Source organism: Cupriavidus sp. OV096 (assembly GCF_900115455.1).
Lineage (GTDB): Bacteria > Pseudomonadota > Gammaproteobacteria > Burkholderiales > Burkholderiaceae > Cupriavidus.
The window spans coordinates 623,704-643,452 of record NZ_FOWM01000002.1 but is presented as its reverse complement, the minus strand read 5'-3'; the positions used below and the strand labels follow the sequence as shown (position 1 = coordinate 643,452).

The window sequence follows — 19,749 nt, the reverse complement described above, 5'->3', positions numbered from 1 at the left end:
CCCCTCCGAGCCATGCCCTCACGAAGACCTGCGGAGACCATGACCATGTCTATGACCACGCCCGAACCCACTACCCTGCCCGCCCAGGGCCTGCCGCCCACGCCGGAACAGATCCGCCGCCACCTGCGCCGCGCCCAGCAGGTGGCCGAGCGCGCCGTGACGCTGGGCCACCACCCGTTCGGCGCCATCCTGGTCGGTCCGGACCAGGAAACCGTGCTGCTGGAGCAGTGCAACATCGACACGGTGAACCACGCCGAATCCACGCTCGCACGCGTGGCCGCCACCAACTTCCCGGCCGACTACCTGTGGGGCTGCACGCTCTACACCACCGTGGAGCCGTGCTGCATGTGCGCCGGCACGGCCTACTGGGCCAATATCGGCCGGGTGGTGTTCGGCATGACCGAGCATGCGCTGCTGCAGTACACGGGCAGCCACGCGGAGAACCCGACCATGAGCGTGCCGTCGCGCTATGTGTTCGATCATTGCCAGAAGGCCGTGGAGCTGATCGGCCCGGTGCCGGAGATGGAGGCCGAGATCGCCGCGGCGCAGCGTCGCTTCTGGGCCGGCCGGTAGCAAGGCCGTGGCGCCTGCCGGCGCGACGGCCATCGCGGTGGCGCTGCACCACGCCACACATTCGCCTCATACCGGCTTCACCGTCGCTGGCGACACTCGCTCCGTCCAACTTCAGGAGCAGTGACATGACGGCAGCCGGTGCGAATTTCGATGCGGACGTGGTGATCGTGGGGGCCAGCTTCGCGGGCGCGGCCTGTGCGCTGGCGGCGGCGCGGGCCGGCCTGCGCGTGGTGGTGCTGGAGCGCAAGGTCGATCCGGGCGAAAAACTCCACACCACCGGCATCATCGTCAAGGAGGCCGCCGAGCAGACCTGGCTGCGCCACGCGCCGGCAGACTGCCTGCACCGCGTGGAACAGGTGCGGCTCTACGCGCCCAGCCTGCGCAACCTGGCGCTGCGCGCCCCCGGCTACTACTTCCTGACGACCGATACCCCGCGCCTGATGCGCTGGCTGGCCGCTGAACTGGTGAGCCATGGCGTGGACCTGCGCCTCGGCACCGCGTTCACGGGCGCCCAGCCCTGCGAGGGCGGCTGGCGCGTGCCCGGGGTGGGCCGCACGCGCTACCTAGTCGGCGCGGACGGGGTGCGCTCGCGCGTGGCGATCACGGCCGGGCTGGGGCGCGTGCACGACTTCCTCTATGGCGTCGAGTACGAGTTTCCCGGCATGACGCTGCCCGAGCCGGGCGCCCTCCACTGCTTCGTCAGCAAGCGCTTTGCGCCGGGCTATATCGGCTGGGTGACGCAGAACCCGACCGGCGTGCAAGCCGGGCTGGCCCTGCGCCAGACGCCGCGCCGCCCGCGTGCGCCTGACATCGACGGCTTTCTGCAGCGCGTGCGCCATCTGCTGCAAATTCCGGACGACGCCATGCCCGGCGCCACGCGGGCTGGGCTGATTCCGTGCGGCGGGCCGGTCGCGCCCATCGCCGGACCCGGGGTAATGCTGACCGGGGATGCAGCCGGGGTGGTCTCGCCGGTGACGGCAGGCGGAATCCATTCGGCATGGCGCCACGGCGAGACCATCGGCGAGGCCATGGCCGCCCACCTGCTCCACGGCGGGCCGGCGCCGGAGCGGGTGGCGGCGGCCAGCGCGCCACGCTTCCTGACCAAGCGCGCGCTGCGCTGGGTGTTCGACCGCCTGCAATTCGACTGGCCGTTCGAGGTGCTGCTCCATTCCGCGCCGCTGCGGCTGGCCGCCGAGCGGGTCTACTTCCATCGGCGTGGGGTGCACGCCTGATAAGATCGCGCCAATCCCTGCATTCCAGCATCCCAGAGCCCCCGGAACCAATGAACCCGCCGACCGTCGTCGTGGTGGAAGACGAAGCCGCCATCGCCGACACCATCCTCTATGCACTGCGCACCGACGGCATGCAGGCCGAGCACCTCGTGCTGGGCGGCGATGCCCTCCAGCGGCTGCGCGCGGCACCGGCCGACCTTGTGATCCTGGACGTGGGCTTGCCGGACATGAGCGGCTTCGAGGTCTGCCGGACGCTGCGCACGTTCTCTGACGTGCCAGTGATCTTTCTGACGGCGCGGCACGAGGAGATCGACCGCATCGTCGGGCTGGAGATTGGCGCGGACGACTACGTGGTCAAGCCCTTCTCGCCGCGCGAACTGGCGGCCCGGGTGCGGGTGATCCTGCGCCGTGCCGGCGGTCGCGCCGGAGCACCCCCCACGGCGCCCGAACCCGCCCGGTTCACCCACGATGCCGCCGGCGCGCGCATCGCCTTCCACGGCCAGTGGCTGGCCCTCACGCGCTACGAGTACCGGCTGCTGGCGCTGCTGGTGGCGCAGCCGGGGCGCATCTACTCGCGCGCCCAGCTGATGGACATGGTCTGGCACGACGCCGCCGACACCATCGACCGCACCGTCGACACCCATATCAAGACCGTGCGCGCCAAGCTGCGCGCGGTGGATGCCACGTTCGACGCCATCCGCACCCATCGCGGCATGGGCTACTCGCTCGATCCCTGAGCGCCCGGCCGGCATGCATATCGGACTCCGCATCTTCTTCGGCTTCTTCCTGATCGTCGGGCTGGCCGCGTTCCTCACGCTGCGGGTGTTCGTGCAGGAGGTGAAGCCGGGCGCGCGCCAGGCGATGGAGGACACGCTGGCCGACACCGCCCAGGTGCTGGCCCTGTTGGCCGCCGACGACATGCAGCAGGGCCACATCGGCGATGGCGCGTTCGCGCGGCGCGTGGCCACGCTGGCCAGCGTGCCGGTAGACGCGACGATCTGGGGCGTGCACAAGGACACCATCCACTATCGGGTGACCATCACCGACAGCCGGGGCATCGTGCGCTTCGACTCCGCCGGCACCGCCGCGGGCGCCGACCACTCCCGCTGGAACGATGTGGCGCGCACCCTGCAGGGCAAGTACGGCGCCCGCAGCACGCGCACCGACCCGGACGACGAGGACAGTACCGTGATGCACGTCGCGGCGCCGATCCGGGCCGATGACGCGGGCGGTACGCCCCATGGCGGTCCGATCATCGGCGTGCTGACCGTCTCCAAGCCGAATCGCGTGATGGCGCCGTTCATCGACCGCAGCCGACAGAAAATCCTGCTCCACGGGTTGCTGCTGATGGGCTGCGCCTTCGTGATCGGGCTGGCGTGCACGCTGTGGCTGGTGCACGGGCTGCGCCGGCTGCAACGCTACGCCCGCGCGGTGGCCGCCGGCGAGCGCGCGGAGATGCCGCTGCGCGGCGCCGGCGAACTGGCGGAGCTGGGCCGCGCCGTGGAGACGATGCGGCTGCGGCTGGAGGACAAGCAGTACGTCGAGCACTACATCCACACGCTGACCCACGAGATGAAAAGCCCGCTGGCGGCCATCGGCGGGGCGGCGGAACTGTTGCAGGAGGAGATGCCTGCTGACGACCGGCGCCGCTTCGCCGCCAATATCCAGGGCCAGACCCGGCGGCTCGAACTGATGATCGGCAAGCTGCTGATGCTGGCGGCGGTGGAGCAGAAGCAGCAGCTCGATGCCAGCGAGCCGGTGGCGCTGCTGCCGCTGCTGGAGGCGATCGTGGAGGCGTGCGAGCCGCGTGCGCGCCAGCGCGGCGTCACGCTGCACCGCCAGCCGCGGCCGGAAGGATTCGGGGCGCCCGTGGTCAGCGGCGACCCGTTCCTGCTGCATCAGGCGCTGGCCAACCTGCTCGACAATGCGCTCGACTTCTCGCCGGCGCACGGCACGGTGGACATCGCCGTCCTGCCCGGCGCGGCCGGGATGATCGACATCCGCATTACCGACGATGGCCCGGGCATCCCCGCCTATGCGCAGGGGCGGCTGTTCGAGCGCTTCTATTCGCTGCCGCGCCCCAATGGGCGGGACAAGAGCACCGGCCTCGGGCTGTGCCTCGTGCGCGAGGTGGCGGCGCTGCACCATGGCCACATCGCCGTGGAGAACCGCCCCGGCGGTGGCGCCGTCGCGACGCTGTCGCTGCCCGCCTCTGGCATGTGAGCGAGTACGTGAACTAGTACGTAATCGTGACGATGATCGTGTCGCGATAGAGGCCCGGCGCTGCTCCGGCCTGCGGTGGCACCTGGCCGTAGACCGTGTTTTGGTTGGTCAAGCCATTGCCCGTACCCATCAGGACGGTCGCACCACCGGTACCATCTCCCCATGCGATGTTGTGCGTGGCATCGACATACAAGCCATACGTCAGGGTCTCCGTGCCGCCATCGCGTGTCATCTTGCGCGCGGTTGGGGTGGCCCCTGCGCCCGTGCCGTTGTTGAGCGTGAGCGAATAGGCCGTGCCCGCCGTGCACGTCACGCTGATGTTGCCGTTGGCCGACACGGGCCCGCTGATCAGGCCGATCTGCCCAAAATCGATATTGGTCGCCGTGATGTTGCAGTCCGACACCACCGTCGCGCGGACGGTGAAAGTCCAGGACGTGCCTTGCGGCATGCTCGTCGAGCAGGCCGGTGGCGTGGACACATAGCCTTGCACGTTCATGTTCGTGTCCGCGGTGGTGTAGATCGCGGTATAGCTGCCGGCCGGCACCGTCGCCTGCGGCAGCAGCATGTAGCCGTAGTACATCACCGTGGCGGTGGCCATGCCGAATGAATCGGCCTGCAGCGTCACCGACCGGGACTGCGGCGGCGTGAAGTACACGGAGCCCCACGGGGTGGTGTGCGACGCGTTCTGGTAGAGGTTGTACGCCAGCGGCGTCGAGGTCGCGCCGGTCATGGTCCGATTCGCCACCGTACCGCCGCCCGGCGAGCCGAAACTCAGGCAGACACGGGCGAACTTGGTCGTCATGTCGGTGCATTCGACTTTCACCTCGCCGTTGACACTGACCGGCGTGGTGGTCAGCACGTTGACATCGCCAAACTCGATATCGCTCATCGTGACGGTGCAGTCGATGGCGTACGCGCTGCCCGCCCACCCCAGCCAGATGAACAGCCCGCAGGCCAGCAGGTGGCGGACCAGACGGCGAACCAGGCCGGTGTTCATGGGCGCTCCCGGAGGACGCAGGGGAAGGGGCCGATGGTGGTCATCACATCGCGCGGGGCATAGGGCACCTGCGCCGTGCAGGTCCTGTCGCCAAAGGTCACTGTCACCCGGTTGTCCGGCTGCAGCGCGGGGAGGAACACGGCGCCGTCGTAGCCGACCACGGCCGTGGCATCGCTCCCTTCCAGCACGACATGCGCCCCCACCGGCAGCGGCTGGCCCTGACCATCGACCAGCAGCACGGTAGCGCCCTCGTAGCGCGTGACCGGGAAGCGCACTGTCACGCCGGCACGCGTGGGCGGCACCACGACCTGGCGGTCCGTCGTCACGCTGGCCTCGGCCGGCAGTCCAAGGGTGCTGATGGCGATCCGGTTGCCGTCGTACGGCAGCAGGTCGGGCACGAGCAGGCGGCCGCCGGCATTGGTCTTGCCGACCAGCCGGTTCTCGCGCAGGACCGGCACATCGGGCAGGCCGTCGGTCGACACCACGGCGAAGGCGTCGTAGATCGACCGTCCGGCCAGCAGCGCGCCATCCGCCACCACCAGCGACCCCGCCCCGTAGAGCGAGACATGGTTCGACTCGATGCTGCCCGAGTTGATGTGCTCGGCCTGCGCCGTCACGTCGCCATAGCGGCCGCGATAGTCCACCCGGCCCAGGCCACGGCGATAGCTTTCGCTGCCGGCGTCGGCCTGCACGTTCCAGCCGAAACCGCCCTTGTCGTAGTCGACGGGCCGGTTGGCCGACACCGAGACACTCTTGCGGCCATCGTACGAACTGGCATTCGTGCCGACACTCACGCTGTTGCCGAGTGAAATGGTCACGCCGATGAAGGCGCCGACGGTCTGCTGCTGGTCGTAGTCCTTGAACACGTTGGCGAAGATGTTGAAACGCGAGCCGATGGCCGCCGTATAGCCGACCGACACGATGCGCGAGCCGCCGAGGAACGACGCGTCCTGGCGCGAGTAGCTGACCGACAGCGTCTGGCGCGCCGTCAGCGGCACGCTGAGCGTGATGTACAGCTGATTCTCCGGCACGGGCACGCCCTCGAGCGTGCCGAGATCGCGATACTGGTTCGCCGCGTGGATGCCCTGCACCGTGAAGCTGAACGCGCGCGAGATGTACTGGTAGCCGCCGCTGAACTGCATGCCGCTGGCATCGCCTGTACTGCCGGAGATGGCCGCGTTCGCCACACCGAAGTACCCGAGCTGCACCAGCCCGCCGATGCCGGCGTTGCGCAGGCCGCTGGCGGCCTCCGCATGCGCTTCCACGGTCACGGCGTCGGTCACGCCATAGCGTCCCGAGGCCGTGGCGGTGGGCGAGCCGGCGTAGTCGAAGGACAAGCTGCCATAGTTGCGCCGCGCGTAGCCGGCCTGCACCGCGTACTCCGACAACCCCTTCGCGAGCAGCCGCGAATCGACATACAGCGGCCGGTTGACGATCACCTCGCGCCCCAGCTGGTCGCGGTAGACCAGCGTGGCGGTGCCCGCGCCAGTCAGGGCCGGCGGCGTGGCGATCACGAAGGGGCCGCCCGACGACTGCGCCGAGAACTGGCGCAAGCCGTTGAGATAGAGGTCCACCGTGGTCGGGACCACCGCGCTGCCGCCCAGCGACGGCACCGGGTAGGTCACGAGGTCCGGGCGGGTGTTGAAGTTGTGCGCCACGCTGATCCCGCCCATGCGCACCGACCGCGACCACGGCAAGGCGGCGGAGACGAAATCGCCAATCGTGTAGCTCATCAGCCGGCGGGGGTCCTCGTAGGTCCAGTAGGTGTCCTGGCGCAGGTACTCGGTCTGGCCCTCGTGCAGCGTGGTGACGCCCGAGTTCTGGAACACGCCGAACGGCGCGTAGAAGCGCAGCTCGCTCGACAGGGACAAGGTCCGGTTCAGGCGGTCGTAGCTGTCGGCGAAGGCCTGCTCCCCGAGCAGCGGCTGCGGGCCGTGCGTGCCCGAGCCCTGCAGCGGGCTGGGCTTGCGCTGCGCCGCGCGCTGCTCGTCCAGCGAGAGCCGTGTGGTCTGGAGATTGAACGCGTAGTTCACCACCAGGCCGGTGCCGGACTGCACCGGCGGCAGCACGGGCGGCTCGGCGCCGAGCCGCTGGGCCCTGAGCAGCCCCTCGGGCACGCGCAGCGCGATGCGCTGGGCGGCGGCGTCGTAGTCGTAGCCGAGGCCAGGCACGGCGTCCAGGGCGATCTGCTGGTCTGGGCCGAACGGCAGGTCGTCGACGCGGACGCCGAGTTCCTCCAACTCGCCGGCGGCCATGTACAGCACACCGGCCCGCCGGTCGACGCGAACGATCAGCTCCTTTTCGACACCGTTGACAGCCGCCTGCAGGTAGAAGGCGGTGGAGGCACCGTCATCGGCCTCCGGCACCGGTTGCGACCACGCATGCGCGCCGGCCATCAGGTCCATCGCAACGCCGCAGAGCAGCGCGAGCGCCAGCTTGCGGGGTGCGCGGGCGGCGGCACCTCCACGGGGCGGTTTTGACATGGGCGGGCACGGTCGGCATCAGAGGTCGACCAGCATCTCGCGGCCGTTGATCATCATCTTGACGCGCGTGGGCCGGCCCTTGGCCGCGGCATCGGCGGGCAGTGGCAGCCTCCATTCGATCGACTTGCCTGGCAGCACGTAGCCGAGCAGGCCGGGCACCACGGGGCTGGTGCCGCCGCCACGGTATACCAACGAGACGTCGGTGGCCTGCGCGTGGCTTTCGCCACGGTTCACGGCGCCGAGCTTCACCAGATTGCCGTCGGCGGAGGCCGTCACCGTGACCTGCGCGGGCTTGAGCTTCTCGCGCGGCAGCACGAACACCGGCAGCGAGTAGCGCATCTGCAGCGTCACGCCGGTCGGCCGGGGCTGGCTGCTGTCCAGGACCTCGTCCACCAGCACTCGGTACGCCTCGACCTGCGTGGCCGGCGACTTCTCCGTGCGCACGAGCCGGATCGATTGCGTCTGGCGCGGCGCCAGCGTCAGCATCGGCGGGCTGGCGACGAGCCGGTTGGTGGGCGACAGCGCGTCCTCGCCCCCCACCTGGTCCCAGCCGAACAATCGCACCTGCGCGTTGAGCGGCGTATCGCCCTGATTGGTCAGCGTGATGACGGCGGCGGACTGGCCGGGTGGAATCAGCGTCATGGTCGGCTTGACGTGAATCGTCGCCGCGTTCGCAAAGGGCATCGCCAGCAGGAGCGCAAAAGTCGCCAGGAGTGTTCTTGTCATGTTGTGTCTCCGACAGGGGGTCGGGTGGAGATGGCGCGGCAGGTGCCGTTAGGCGCGCGGCTCAATACTGGACAGTGACGGTCACCAGCGACTGGTAGGTGCCCGCCGCCGGCATGGTCTGGGGTGGCATGCGGCCGTAGATCGTCCGCTCCTGGTCATTGCCGTTGCCGGTGGCGCCGACGGTGTCCGTGCCGACCGTCTGGCCCCAGACCGCCGTGCGGGCGGTGTCGCTGTACAACTGGTATTTCAGCGAATTCGTGCCGTTGCTCATGCGCCGGTCCGGCACCGTGGAACCGGTGCCGTCACCGGCGTTCAGCGCGATCGTGTAGGCGGTGCCGGTCGTGCACGCCACGATGATGACGGTGGTCACATCCACCGGCTGGCTGATCGCGCCCACTTCGCCAAAGGCGAGGTTCGGCGTGCTACGGATGTCGCAATCGCTGACCACCACGGCGCTCACGAGGAACGTGCCGGTCTTGGTGGCCGCCCCTGCCAGCTGTGGCACCGGCAGTGACAGCACGGCCGCGATGGCCATGACACGTGAAAGACGAGCAGGCATGACATCTCCTTGTCCGGATCTATCGGGTTCGCATTGCAGGTCGTTGAATTGCGCGGGAATCTCGCCGGATTTACTTGGAAATCGCTGAATCGGCATTCACTGATAAATCGGTTTCCAACGCTCGCGGTGAGAAACAGCAAAAAGATATTTCCGCGCACTGCTGATATAGATGCCGGATAAATCGAAGTCAATCGTGCGTCGCGAGACTCAAGAAAGATTCATCACGGAGCGCCCCCATCACGTCGGGACTTACAGCAAGTGATGTCGTCGCGCAAACTCTGCCAGTTCAATCAGCGATTTGAATTTCAATTTGCTCATGATATTTGCCTTGTGCGAGCTGACGGTTTTATTGCTGATTTCCAGTAATTCGGATATCGCCTTATTGGTATGGCCCGAGGCCAGCATGCGCAATACCGTCAGTTCGCGCCGGCTCAAAATGCGCGCGGGGTCGCCGGCCACGGCCGAGAGGCGCCGCAGCGTGGGCAGCAGGTGCGTGGGAAACACCGCGAAGCCCTGCATGACGGCGCGCAGGGCCGGCGTGAGTGCGTGCAGGCCGTCGCCCTTGTCGACATAGCCATGGGCGCCGCCATGGATGGCGCGCTCGCCGGCGCCGGTCATCGCGGACAGCACCAGCACCCGGGTGGCGGGATGGCGCGACACGAGTTCGGCCAGCAGGGCCTCGCCCGGCACGCCGGGCAGGCTCAGGTCCACGACGATCAGGTCGGCGATGGCGTCGCGCAGCACGCGCAGCGCGTCCGCGCCGTTGGTGACTTCCGTCACGGTGTCGAAATCGAGGTCCTCGGTGAGGCGGCTTCTGACGGCAAGCCGGATCGCGGGGTGATCATCCACGACAAGGGCGGTGGGCATGGGCTCGGGCTCCTACAGTTGAGTGATGCCCGAGCATAGGCCGTCCGTTTCCGTGCAGGATGCGGAAACGTCGGCAATGACACTGCGAAACTTCCGTGTATCGATGCGGAAATTTCAGCTCCTGCGGATTTGTGTCCGCCCGGGGCGCGCGGATGACATCGGCAAATCACATCGCGACGGACATGACAATCGTGAAATCCTGAAAATTTCGTCTGAATTTGACCTAAGTTGAAAGGCGAGCCCCGCACATCTGCCAATCTGATGAGGATGCGTGACACCTGTGTCATGCCACAACCGGAGATCGCCGCCATGCCCCAAATCATCCTTGCCACCGATGGATCGAACTTCAGCGATGCCGCCGCGCACTTCCTGGCCACCGGACGGCTGCTGCAACCGGGCTATACCGTGCACGTGGTGCACGTCTCGCCCGAAGTCACGGGTCAGGTGCGCGCGTTCGTCAACAAGGACACCATCGACGCCTGGCACCACGATGAAAGCGAGAAGGCCATGGCCTCCGTCTGCAAGATCCTTGGCGATGCCGGCGTGCCGTTCGAGCGCCACCCGCTGCGCGGCTTCGCGCCGGACAAGATCCTGGCGCACGCCAGGGCGGTCCATGCCGATGCCATCGTCATGGGCACCCATGGCCGGGGGTCGTTCTTCGATGCGGTGATTGGTTCCGTGGCGGGCCGCGTGCTGGCGCAGGCCGACTGCCCGGTGATGATGGTCAAGGGCGATCGTCGCCCCGCCTGATCGGCTGGCCTACCCCCAGAGCGGGGGTTCGTCCATCAGCGCGATCTGCTCGCGCAATTCGAGGATGCGGTCCTGCCAGTAGCGCGCCGTGCCGAACCACGGGAACGCGGCCGGGAAAGCGGGATCGCGCCAGCGCGCGGCCAGCCAGGCGCTGTAGTGCAGCAGGCGCAGCGTGCGCAGCGCCTCCACCAGCCATAGCTCGCGCGTCTCGAATTCAGCAAAATCCTCGTAGCCGGCCACGATGTCGGCCAGCTGGCCCTGCATCGCCGCGCGGTCGCCTTCGAGCAGCATCCACAGGTCCTGCACCGCCGGCCCCATGCGGCTGTCGTCGAAATCGACGAAATGCGGGCCCGGCGCGCCGCGTCCGCGGGCGTCTTCCGGATCGATCCACAACACATTGCCACGATGGCAGTCGCCATGCAGCCGCAGCAGGCGGATATCGCCGGCGCGGTCGTAGCAGCGACGCACGGCGTCCAGGGCCAGGTCCACGGCGGCGCGCCACGGCGCGAGCAGGTCGGCGGGAATGCAGTCGTGGGCGAGCAGGTAGTCGCGCGGGACCACGCCGAAGGTCTCCACGTCGAGCGTGGGACGGGCCTGGTACGGCGCCGACGCGCCCACCGCGTGGATGCGCCCGATAAAGCGGCCCAGCCACGTGAGCGTCTCGGCGCGATCGAGCGCCGGCTCGCGGCCGCCGCAGCGCGGGAAAACGGAAAATCGGAAATCGTCGTGTACGAGCAGCGTGGCGGGCGGCTGTCCGCCGAGCGAGGCAGACAGCGCCGGCACCGCCGGGATCTCGGCATCGGCCAGTTGCTGGACGAACGCGTGTTCCTCGAGGATGGCGGCGTCAGTCCAGCGGCCCGGCCGGTAGAACTTGGCGATGACCGGCGCGGCATCCTCGATGCCGATCTGCCAGACGCGGTTCTCGTAGCTGTTGAGCGCCAGCAGGCGCCCGTCCGGCTGGAAGCCGGCGGCTTCCAGGGCGTCGAGGATGCACTCCGGCGTCAGGCCGGCATAGGGCACATCCTCGTCGACGGGCGCTGTCATGGGGCGCGTGCCGCTCAGGGCTTGCGGCCGCCGAGCAGCGCTGCCTGCGACGCCGGACGACGGTTGCGCGCGGGCGGCGCGCCGGCAGCGTCCTGCGCCGGGCGCGGGGCGTTGTTGCCGTTGCCGCCGCGGCCATTGCCGCCGCCGTTACCACCGTTACCACCGTTGCCACCACCGTTGCCGGCAGCCTGTCGGCCACCGCGGTTGCCGCCGTTGGCACCGTTGCCGTTGCCATTGCCGTTCCCGTTGGCGCCGCGCGCCGGCTGGGCCGGGCGGTTGCGCGGTGCGTCCTGGCGCTGGCCTTCCGGGCGCGGTGCGGCGGGCTTCGGGGCGCGTTCCTGACGGCGGTCGCCGCCCTCGCCCCGGGGCTTGGCCTGTGCCGGCGGGCGCTGGCCACGGCCTGCGCCCTGGCCACCACCACCGCCGCCACGTTGCTGGCGGCCCTTCTGGATCGGCTCGGCCACGATGCTCGGGTCCACTTCGAAACCCGGCAGGACGGTCTGTTCGATCTGGCGCTTGATCAATCGTTCGATATCGCGCAGCAGGCCGTGCTCATCCACGCAGACCAGGGAGATCGCCTCGCCCTCGGCGCCGGCGCGGCCCGTACGGCCGATACGGTGCACATAGTCCTCGGGCACGTTCGGCAGGTCGAAGTTGACCACGTGGGGCAACTGGTCGATGTCGATGCCACGCGCCGCGATGTCAGTCGCCACCAGCAGCCGCAGCGTGCCGGCCTTGAACTCGGACAGCGCGCGCGTACGCGCCGACTGGCTCTTGTTGCCGTGGATCGCCAGCGCGGACAGGCCGTCCTTGGTCAGCTGCTCGGCCAGCCGGTTGGCGCCGTGCTTGGTACGCGTGAAGACCAGCACCTGGTGCCAGTCCTCCTCGCGCACCAGGTGGGCCAGCAGTTCGCGCTTGCGTTCGCGGTCCACCGGGTAGGCGCGCTGCGCCACGGTTTCAGCCGTGGTGTTGCGGCGAGCCACTTCGATCGAGGCGGGGTTGTTCAGCAGGCGGTCGGCCAGCGCGCGGATATCGTCCGAGAACGTGGCCGAGAACAGCAGGTTCTGGCGCTTGGCCGGCAGGATATTCAGGATCTTGCGAATATCGTGGATGAAGCCCATGTCGAGCATGCGGTCGGCTTCGTCCAGCACCAGCAGTTCTACCTGGGAGAGGTCGATGGTCCGCTGCGACACGTGGTCGAGCAGCCGGCCCGGCGTGGCCACGACGATATCGACGCCGCGCTTGAGGGCCTCGATCTGCGGGTTGATGCCCACGCCGCCGAACATCACCATCGAGCGCAGCTTCAGGTATTTGCCATAGTTGCGGACGCTCTCCTCCACCTGGGCGGCAAGCTCACGCGTGGGGGTCAGCACCAGTGCGCGCACTGGCTGGCGTGCCCCGCGCGGGGCCGGATTGTGGGCGGCGGATTCGCCCAGCAGCTGCAGCATGGGCAGCGTGAAGCCCGCGGTCTTGCCGGTGCCGGTCTGGGCGCCGGCGAGCAGGTCGCCACCTTTGAGAATGGCAGGGATAGCCTGCGCCTGAATCGGGGTCGGCGTGGTGTAGCCCTGTTCGGCCACGGCACGCACCAGCTTGTCGGACAAGCCTAGATCGGAAAAAGACATGAAATGACGCTTCAGCCGCCCGTCACGCAAGGGATTGCGCCAATCGCAGGGCGGCATGGGTAGGAAACCGAACCTGAAGCACCCCGAAGGGGGTCAGGTCCCGGTGGGACGGGCCGATTGCCCCCGCCTCCGGTGGGGAGAAGGGCCGTAGTGTACCAGCCCGGCGCCCTCCCCATACCCTGCCGGCGATGGGGTGGCGCCGGCTCCACCCCCGCCGCCCCCCGCCCCGGGCCGCCGGGGGTGTCCGGATCTCGCCACATCAGGCGCCCGGCACCCTCCCAACGGGGGTACAAGGCGGGCGATGCGGGTAGAATGCCGGGTTGCCCGGCCCGTGCGCATGTCGCGCGGACGGCGCCATTCCCCTCACCAGTCACCCGAAGCCGGAGTCATCATGTCCTTGCGGTTCTCCCTGACGCGTCAGTCCGTGTTCCTGGCGGTGGTTGCCGCCGCCCTGGCCTTGCCCGGCGCGGCCGCGCTGGCCCAGGACGTGCCCGTGGCCGGCACCCCGGTCCGCGTGATTCCGGCCGATGCGCCGATGGCGCGCATGGTGATGGCGATGCCCACGGCCTCCACGCCGCTGACCGCCAAGCTCGACAGCAAGACGGTGGCCACGGCGCCCGGCCTGCGGGTCTTCAGCACGGAAACGCAGCTGCTGAACCCGGTGGTCATCGCCGGCAAGAAGCTCCCGGTGCGCTACAAGCTGGACCTCTACGGCCAGCTCCAGACCGCCTGGGTGCTGACCGATGCCGAGGTGAAGGAATGGAAGGCCTCGCATTAAGTTGAAAAACACGTAGCAGGCGGCCCGCCCCCGGCCGCGTTGTCCCCAGAAGCAGAAGCAAACCCTGATGCCCCCAGGTAAACCACTGAGACCGGCACCATGAAAAAAGTATTCGTGAAGACGTACGGCTGCCAGATGAACGAGTATGACTCGGACAAGATGGTGGACGTACTCAACGCCACGCAGGGCATGGAGCCCTGCGACAACGTCGAAGACGCCGACGTCATCCTCTTCAACACCTGCTCCGTGCGCGAGAAGGCCCAGGAGAAGGTGTTCTCCGAGCTGGGCCGCATGAAGGCGCTCAAGGCCGCCAAGCCGGACCTCGTGATCGGCGTGGGTGGCTGCGTGGCCAGCCAGGAAGGCGCCAGCATCGTCTCCCGCGCGCCCTACGTGGACGTCGTGTTTGGCCCGCAGACGCTGCACCGCCTGCCGGACCTGATCGATCGCCGCCGCCGCACCGGCCAGTCCCAGGTCGACATTTCCTTCCCCGAGATCGAGAAGTTCGACCACCTGCCGCCCGCCAAGGTGGACGGCCCGAGCGCGTTCGTCTCGATCATGGAAGGCTGCTCGAAGTATTGCAGCTACTGCGTGGTGCCCTACACGCGCGGCGAGGAAGTCTCGCGCCCGTTCGAGGACGTGCTGGCCGAAGTGGCCGGCCTGGCCGACCAGGGCGTGCGCGAAGTCACGCTGCTGGGCCAGAACGTCAACGCCTATCGCGGCGCGATGGGCGGTACGACGGAAATCGCCGATTTCGCCCTGCTGATCGAATACGTGGCCGAGATCCCCGGCATCGAGCGCATCCGCTACACCACCAGCCATCCGAAGGAGTTCACCTCGCGGCTGGTGGAGCTGTACGAGCGCTGCGACAAGCTGGTGAACCATCTCCACCTGCCTGTGCAGCACGCCTCGGACCGCATCCTGATGGCGATGAAGCGCGGCTACAGCGCGCTCGAGTACAAGAGCATTATTCGCCGCTTGCGGGCGATCCGGCCGACCATGTCGATGTCGTCCGACTTCATCATCGGCTTCCCCGGCGAGACCGATGCCGACTTCGGGAAGCTGATGTCGATGATCGAGGAAGTCGGCTATGACACCTCGTTCTCGTTCATCTTCAGCCCGCGCCCCGGCACGCCGGCGGCCAACCTGCACGACGACACCCCGCATGACGTGAAGCTGCGCCGCCTCCAGCGGCTGCAGGCCACCATCGAGGAAAACGTGCAGCGCATCAGCCAGGGCATGGTCGGCACGGTCCAGCGCATCCTCGTGGAAGGCCCGGCCCGCAAGGACCCCACCGAGCTGCACGGCCGCACCGAGAACAACCGCGTGGTCAACTTCGCGCTGCCCGGCGTACCGCAGGCGCGGCGCGACCAGATGATCGGCCAGATGGTCGATGTCAGCATCACGCAGGCATTCCCGCACTCGCTGCGCGGCGAGATCGTGGTGCGCCAGTAAGGACCTCCATGAAAATCCAGACGGCGGAATTCGTCGCACCCAAGGACGACAACGCGCGGCTCCAGAACCTGTGCGGGCCGCTCGACGAGAACCTGCGCCAGATCGAGCAGGCGCTCGACGTGACGATCCAGCGCCGCGGCCACCGCATGACGGTGCGCGGCGCGCGCGCCCAGGACGCCGCGCTGGCGCTGGAGCGCTTCTATAACGATTCGCGCGTGTCGCTGTCGATCGACGACATCCAGCTTGGGCTGGTGGAATCGCGCCAGATCTCCGCGCACGGCGCCTACCTGCCCGAGACCACGGCCAGCGGCTACGCCAATGGCGAGGAAGACCCGCGCGGGCTGGATGAATCCCCGGTGCTGCACACGCGCCGCATCGGGCTGCAGGGCCGCACCGCCACGCAGCGCGAGTACCTGCGCCACATCCTCGCGCACGACCTGACGCTGGGCATCGGCCCGGCCGGCACGGGCAAGACCTACCTGGCCGTGGCCTGCGCCGTGGACGCGCTCGAGCGCGATGCCGTCAAGCGCATCGTGCTGACCCGCCCGGCCGTGGAGGCCGGCGAGCGGCTCGGCTTCCTGCCGGGCGACCTCGCCCAGAAGGTGGACCCCTACCTGCGCCCGCTCTACGACGCCCTGTACGACCTGCTCGGTTTCGATCGCACGCAGAAAATGTTCGAGCGCCAGATGATCGAAGTCGCGCCGCTGGCCTACATGCGCGGCCGCACGCTGAACCACGCGTTCATCATCCTCGACGAAGCCCAGAACACCACGCCGGAACAGATGAAGATGTTCCTGACGCGGATCGGCTTCGGCGCCAAGGCCGTGATTACCGGCGACACCACCCAGATCGACCTGCCGCGCGGGCAGAAAAGCGGCCTGGTGGAAGCCCAGCACGTGCTGCGCGATGTACGCGGCGTCGCGTTCACGCGCTTTACCAGCACCGACGTCGTGCGCCATCCCCTGGTGGCGCGCATCGTCGATGCGTATGACGAATTCCACGCCCAGCACAAGGACGCCTGATCTTGACCAAGAAGTCTCCCGCCGCCAGCCTCATCCTGTTCGATGCCGACGGCCGCGCGCGCAAGAGCGCCGCAAACGCGCTGCGCGTGCAACTGCCCGATGGGCGCAGCCTGACCGTGGACCTGTCCCAGGCCGCCGACGGCGTGGTGGCCCTGCTGGCCGAACACACCGATACCCGCCAGCAGGCCGGCCTGCTGGTGCGGCCGGACAACCACGACGCCGTGTCGGTCGCCGTGACGGCTACGCCACTTGTGACCACCACCGGCACCCCGGCCACGCCGCCTGAGGTCGAACTCGACGTCCAGTATGGCGATGGCGTGCGCAAGCGCACCGGCCTGCCCTCCGCCAAGCAGATCGGCAAATGGGTGCGCTCGGCGCTGTTCGCCGATGCCACGCTGACCATCCGTTTCGTCGACGAGGAAGAAGGCCGCACGCTGAACCGCACCTATCGCGGCAAGGACTACGCGACCAATGTGCTGACCTTCGCCTACGCGGAGCACGCCGACGACCCGGTGACCGGCGACATCGTGCTGTGCTGCCCAGTGGTGGAGGCCGAGGCCAAGGCGCAGAAGAAGCCGCTCGACGCCCACTACGCGCACCTGATCGTCCATGGCGCGCTGCACGCCCAGGGCTACGAGCACGAGCATGACGGCGAGGCCGAGGAAATGGAGGCGATCGAGACCGAGACGCTCCAGGCGCTCGGCTACGCCGACCCGTACCTGCCGGTGCGCGAGGATCGCTGAAGCGAAGGATTGTGAAGTGCCGTGTGCGCCACCTGCGTGCGCCACGGCACCCCCTGTCACGGGGCTGGAATCCTTTTAGTGTATGCTTCAGACGATCTCCACCACGCGCTAAGCCGCGACATGAACGACCCCTATCCCAGTTCGAAACCTGCCAATCACAAGCAGGCGGATCGCCCAAGGTCCCTTCTCGAACGCCTCACCGATTTCATTTCCCCTGAGCCGGACACGCGCGCCGAACTACTGGAAGTGCTGCAGGAAGCGCATGAGCGCAACCTGATCGACGCCGATTCGCTCTCGATGATCGAGGGTGTATTCCAGGTCTCCGAGTTGACCGCCCGCGACATCATGGTGCCCCGCGCCCAGATGGACGCCGTCAACATCGCCGACGCGCCCGAGACGTTTATCCCCTATATGCAGCAGACGGCGCACTCGCGCTTTCCGGTCTACGAAGGCAGCCGCGACAACATCATCGGCATCCTCCTGGCCAAGGACCTGCTGCGCTATTACACCGACGACACGTTCGACCTGCGCGAAACGCTGCGCCCGGCCGTGTTCATCCCCGAGTCCAAGCGGCTCAACATCCTGCTGCGCGAGTTCCGGATCAACCGCAACCACATCGCCATCGTCGTGGACGAATACGGCGGCGTGGCGGGGCTGGTGACAATCGAGGACGTGCTCGAACAGATCGTGGGTGACATCGAGGACGAATTCGACCTCGACGAGGACCACGACAACATCCTGCCGACCGCCGATGGCGCCTGGCGCGTGCACGGGTTGACCGAGATCGAGCAGTTCAACGAGGCCTTCGGCACCGCCTTCCCCGATGACGACGTGGACACCGTGGGTGGCCTGCTGACCAATCATCTGGGGCACGTGCCCCATCGTGGCGAAATCATCACTTTGCCGCCGCTCCGCTTCGAAGTGCTGCGCGCCGACGCACGGCAGGTGCACCTGCTCCAGGTGCGCCGCGAGGCGACCGACCACCTGGCCGTGGCCGACGCATGACGCGCGAAGTCCAGGCCGGCGCCGCCAGCACGGCGAGCGCCCGGCAAACCGGCCAGCGCGCCGGGTCCGCTACCGCTGTGTTCCGGCTGCTCATGGCGGCGACGCTCGGCGTCGCCCATACGCAGGCGTTCGCGCCCCATGACTGGTGGTGGCTGCAGATCCTGTCGATGGCCGGGCTGGTCGCCCTGCTCGCCGATGCCCCGCGCCCGCGCGCGGCGGCCGCCACGGGCTACGCGTTCGGGCTGGGCTGGTTCCTGTCCGGCATCTGGTGGCTTTATATCAGCATGCATGTCTACGGCGAGATGCCGGCCTGGATGGCCGGGCTGGCCGTGGTGCTGTTTGCCGGCTATCTGTCGATCTGGCCCGCGCTGGCGGGCGGCGTCTGGCACTGGCTGACCCAGCGCGGACGCCACGGCGTGCTGCCGGCGCTGGCGTTCGGCGCCACCTGGGCGCTGGGCGAATGGCTGCGCGGCGTGGTCTTCACGGGCTTCCCGTGGCTGGGCAGCGGCTATCCCCATACCGACGGGCCACTCGCCGGCTTCGCCCCGCTGATCGGCGTGTACGGCATTACCGCGCTGGCTGCGGTTGTAGCCGCGCTATTGGTGACGGCGGTACGCGCCGCCCTGCGCCGCTCGGCTACGCAGGACACCGCGTCGCGCCGTGGCCTCGTCACCGCGCTGGCCCTCGTCATCGGCCTGCCCGCGCTGGGCTTCGCGCTGACGCCCATCGCCTGGACCACGCCGGTGGGCGAGCCAATCTCGGTGCGGCTGCTGCAGGGCAACGTCGCGCAGGACATCAAGTTCGAGCCGGTGGGCATCCAGCGTTCGCTGGAGCTGTACCGCGACCTGATTACGGCGGAGCCGGCGGACCTCGTGGTCACGCCCGAAACCGCGTTCCCGGTGATCCTCCAGGAACTGCCGGTCGATATCGCCCAGGCAGTGCGCCGGCATATGGAATCCACTGGCACCACGGTGCTGTTCGGCGCGGCCGGGGCCGATTCGCCGGTGGACTTCACCAACAGCGTGTTCGCCATCGGCCCGGAGCAGCCCACGCTCTACCGCTATAACAAGCACCATCTGGTGCCGTTCGGCGAGTTCATCCCGTTCGGGTTCCACTGGTTCGTGGACATGATGAAGATGCCGCTCGGCGACTTCCGGCGCGGCGGGCTGGACCAGCCGGCGGTGCCGGTGCGCGGCATCCATGTCGCGCCCAACATCTGCTACGAGGATCTGTTCGGCGAGGAAATCGCCGCCACCCTGCGCCAGCAGCCGTCACCGGCCAATATGCTGGCAAATGTGACGAATCTGGCATGGTTCGGCGACACCATCGCCCTGGACCAGCATCTCCAGATCTCGCGGATGCGCGCCCTGGAGACGCGCCGCCCGATGCTGCGCGCGACCAATACCGGCATGACGGCGGTGGTGAAGCCAGATGGCACGGTGCAGGCGCGGCTGCCGACCTTCCAGCTCGGCACGCTCGCGGCCACGGTGCAGGGTACGCAGGGGCTCACCCCCTTTGTGCGATGGGGCAATGTGCCGGCGCTGGCGGCCTGCCTGATCGTGCTCGCGCTGGCGTTCGGCGCGCGGCGGCGGGCACGCCCGTAGCGGCGTGACGCTTCGCCAATGAAAAAAACGGGCCTGAGGGCCCGTTTTCTTTACGGCCCGGAGCGGTTA

General features: G+C 68.3%; 18 protein-coding genes. 11 read left to right on the top strand and 7 right to left on the bottom strand.

Annotated elements, in window-relative coordinates:
* Positions 1–45 precede the first annotated feature (45 nt).
* The 4 genes from BM115_RS07000 to creC all read left to right on the top strand — a co-directional run bounded on the left by BM115_RS07000 (position 46) and on the right by creC (position 4,028).
* A complete protein-coding gene (locus BM115_RS07000; protein ID WP_092292155.1) occupies positions 46–573 on the top strand; it encodes a nucleoside deaminase in 528 nt (175 codons plus the stop codon).
* A 125-nt stretch (positions 574–698) separates the two neighbouring features.
* Positions 699–1,805: an NAD(P)/FAD-dependent oxidoreductase gene (locus tag BM115_RS06995; protein WP_092291980.1), complete on the top strand. Its 1,107-nt coding sequence runs from the start codon at positions 699–701 to the stop codon at positions 1,803–1,805.
* Between the two features lie 50 nt (positions 1,806–1,855).
* Positions 1,856–2,542 (top strand): two-component system response regulator CreB, encoded by a 687-nt coding sequence (gene creB, locus BM115_RS06990; RefSeq protein ID WP_092291979.1) that lies wholly within the window; start codon positions 1,856–1,858, stop codon positions 2,540–2,542.
* A gap of 13 nt (positions 2,543–2,555) precedes the next feature.
* On the top strand, positions 2,556–4,028 hold the full coding sequence (gene creC, locus BM115_RS06985) for a two-component system sensor histidine kinase CreC (protein WP_092291978.1): 1,473 nt from the start codon (positions 2,556–2,558) through the stop codon (positions 4,026–4,028).
* A gap of 13 nt (positions 4,029–4,041) precedes the next feature.
* Here creC and BM115_RS06980 read toward each other — a convergent pair whose 3' ends face one another.
* From BM115_RS06980 to BM115_RS06960, 5 genes are all read right to left on the bottom strand, one after another.
* Entirely contained in the window at positions 4,042–5,025 is a 984-nt protein-coding gene (locus BM115_RS06980) for a Csu type fimbrial protein (protein ID WP_092291977.1), read from the bottom strand.
* The gene (locus BM115_RS06975) at positions 5,022–7,508 is read right to left on the bottom strand and encodes a fimbria/pilus outer membrane usher protein (protein WP_143093863.1); all 2,487 of its coding nucleotides are present in this window, start codon (positions 7,506–7,508) and stop codon (positions 5,022–5,024) included. The genes BM115_RS06980 and BM115_RS06975 overlap by 4 nt, the downstream gene beginning before the upstream one ends.
* Positions 7,509–7,526: 18 nt before the next feature.
* On the bottom strand, positions 7,527–8,234 hold the full coding sequence (locus BM115_RS06970; protein WP_092291975.1) for a fimbrial biogenesis chaperone: 708 nt from the start codon (positions 8,232–8,234) through the stop codon (positions 7,527–7,529).
* 61 nt (positions 8,235–8,295) lie between these two features.
* On the bottom strand, positions 8,296–8,793 hold the full coding sequence (locus BM115_RS06965) for a Csu type fimbrial protein (RefSeq protein WP_092291973.1): 498 nt from the start codon (positions 8,791–8,793) through the stop codon (positions 8,296–8,298).
* Positions 8,794–9,042: 249 nt separating this feature from the next.
* Entirely contained in the window at positions 9,043–9,660 is a 618-nt protein-coding gene (locus BM115_RS06960) for a response regulator transcription factor (RefSeq protein WP_092291971.1), read from the bottom strand.
* A 309-nt stretch (positions 9,661–9,969) separates the two neighbouring features.
* Between BM115_RS06960 and BM115_RS06955 the strand changes: the two genes are divergently transcribed.
* Positions 9,970–10,410, top strand: a complete 441-nt coding sequence (locus tag BM115_RS06955) for a universal stress protein (RefSeq protein ID WP_092291969.1) — start codon at positions 9,970–9,972, stop codon at positions 10,408–10,410.
* Between the two features lie 9 nt (positions 10,411–10,419).
* Here BM115_RS06955 and BM115_RS06950 read toward each other — a convergent pair whose 3' ends face one another.
* Both BM115_RS06950 and BM115_RS06945 read right to left on the bottom strand, forming a co-directional pair.
* Complete coding sequence (locus tag BM115_RS06950; protein WP_092291967.1) at positions 10,420–11,454, bottom strand: serine/threonine protein kinase; 1,035 nt, start codon at positions 11,452–11,454, stop codon at positions 10,420–10,422.
* Positions 11,455–11,468: 14 nt separating this feature from the next.
* Positions 11,469–13,076 carry a DEAD/DEAH box helicase gene (locus BM115_RS06945; RefSeq protein WP_092292153.1) on the bottom strand — a complete coding sequence of 536 codons (1,608 nt, stop codon included), beginning with the start codon at positions 13,074–13,076 and terminating at the stop codon, positions 11,469–11,471.
* A 391-nt stretch (positions 13,077–13,467) separates the two neighbouring features.
* Here BM115_RS06945 and BM115_RS06940 point away from each other — a divergent pair, with 391 nt between their 5' ends.
* The 6 genes from BM115_RS06940 to lnt all read left to right on the top strand — a co-directional run bounded on the left by BM115_RS06940 (position 13,468) and on the right by lnt (position 19,680).
* The gene (locus BM115_RS06940; RefSeq protein WP_092291965.1) at positions 13,468–13,854 is read left to right on the top strand and encodes a hypothetical protein; all 387 of its coding nucleotides are present in this window, start codon (positions 13,468–13,470) and stop codon (positions 13,852–13,854) included.
* Positions 13,855–13,953: 99 nt separating this feature from the next.
* Positions 13,954–15,306: a tRNA (N6-isopentenyl adenosine(37)-C2)-methylthiotransferase MiaB gene (miaB, locus tag BM115_RS06935; protein ID WP_092291963.1), complete on the top strand. Its 1,353-nt coding sequence runs from the start codon at positions 13,954–13,956 to the stop codon at positions 15,304–15,306.
* 8 nt (positions 15,307–15,314) lie between these two features.
* The gene (locus BM115_RS06930; RefSeq protein ID WP_092291961.1) at positions 15,315–16,328 is read left to right on the top strand and encodes a PhoH family protein; all 1,014 of its coding nucleotides are present in this window, start codon (positions 15,315–15,317) and stop codon (positions 16,326–16,328) included.
* A 2-nt stretch (positions 16,329–16,330) separates the two neighbouring features.
* Positions 16,331–17,071: an rRNA maturation RNase YbeY gene (gene ybeY, locus BM115_RS06925; protein ID WP_092291959.1), complete on the top strand. Its 741-nt coding sequence runs from the start codon at positions 16,331–16,333 to the stop codon at positions 17,069–17,071.
* Positions 17,072–17,191: 120 nt separating this feature from the next.
* Complete coding sequence (locus tag BM115_RS06920) at positions 17,192–18,076, top strand: HlyC/CorC family transporter (protein ID WP_092291957.1); 885 nt, start codon at positions 17,192–17,194, stop codon at positions 18,074–18,076.
* Positions 18,073–19,680, top strand: a complete 1,608-nt coding sequence (gene lnt / locus BM115_RS06915) for an apolipoprotein N-acyltransferase (RefSeq protein ID WP_092291955.1) — start codon at positions 18,073–18,075, stop codon at positions 19,678–19,680. Before BM115_RS06920 ends, lnt begins: the two co-directional genes overlap by 4 nt.
* Positions 19,681–19,749: the final 69 nt, after the last annotated feature.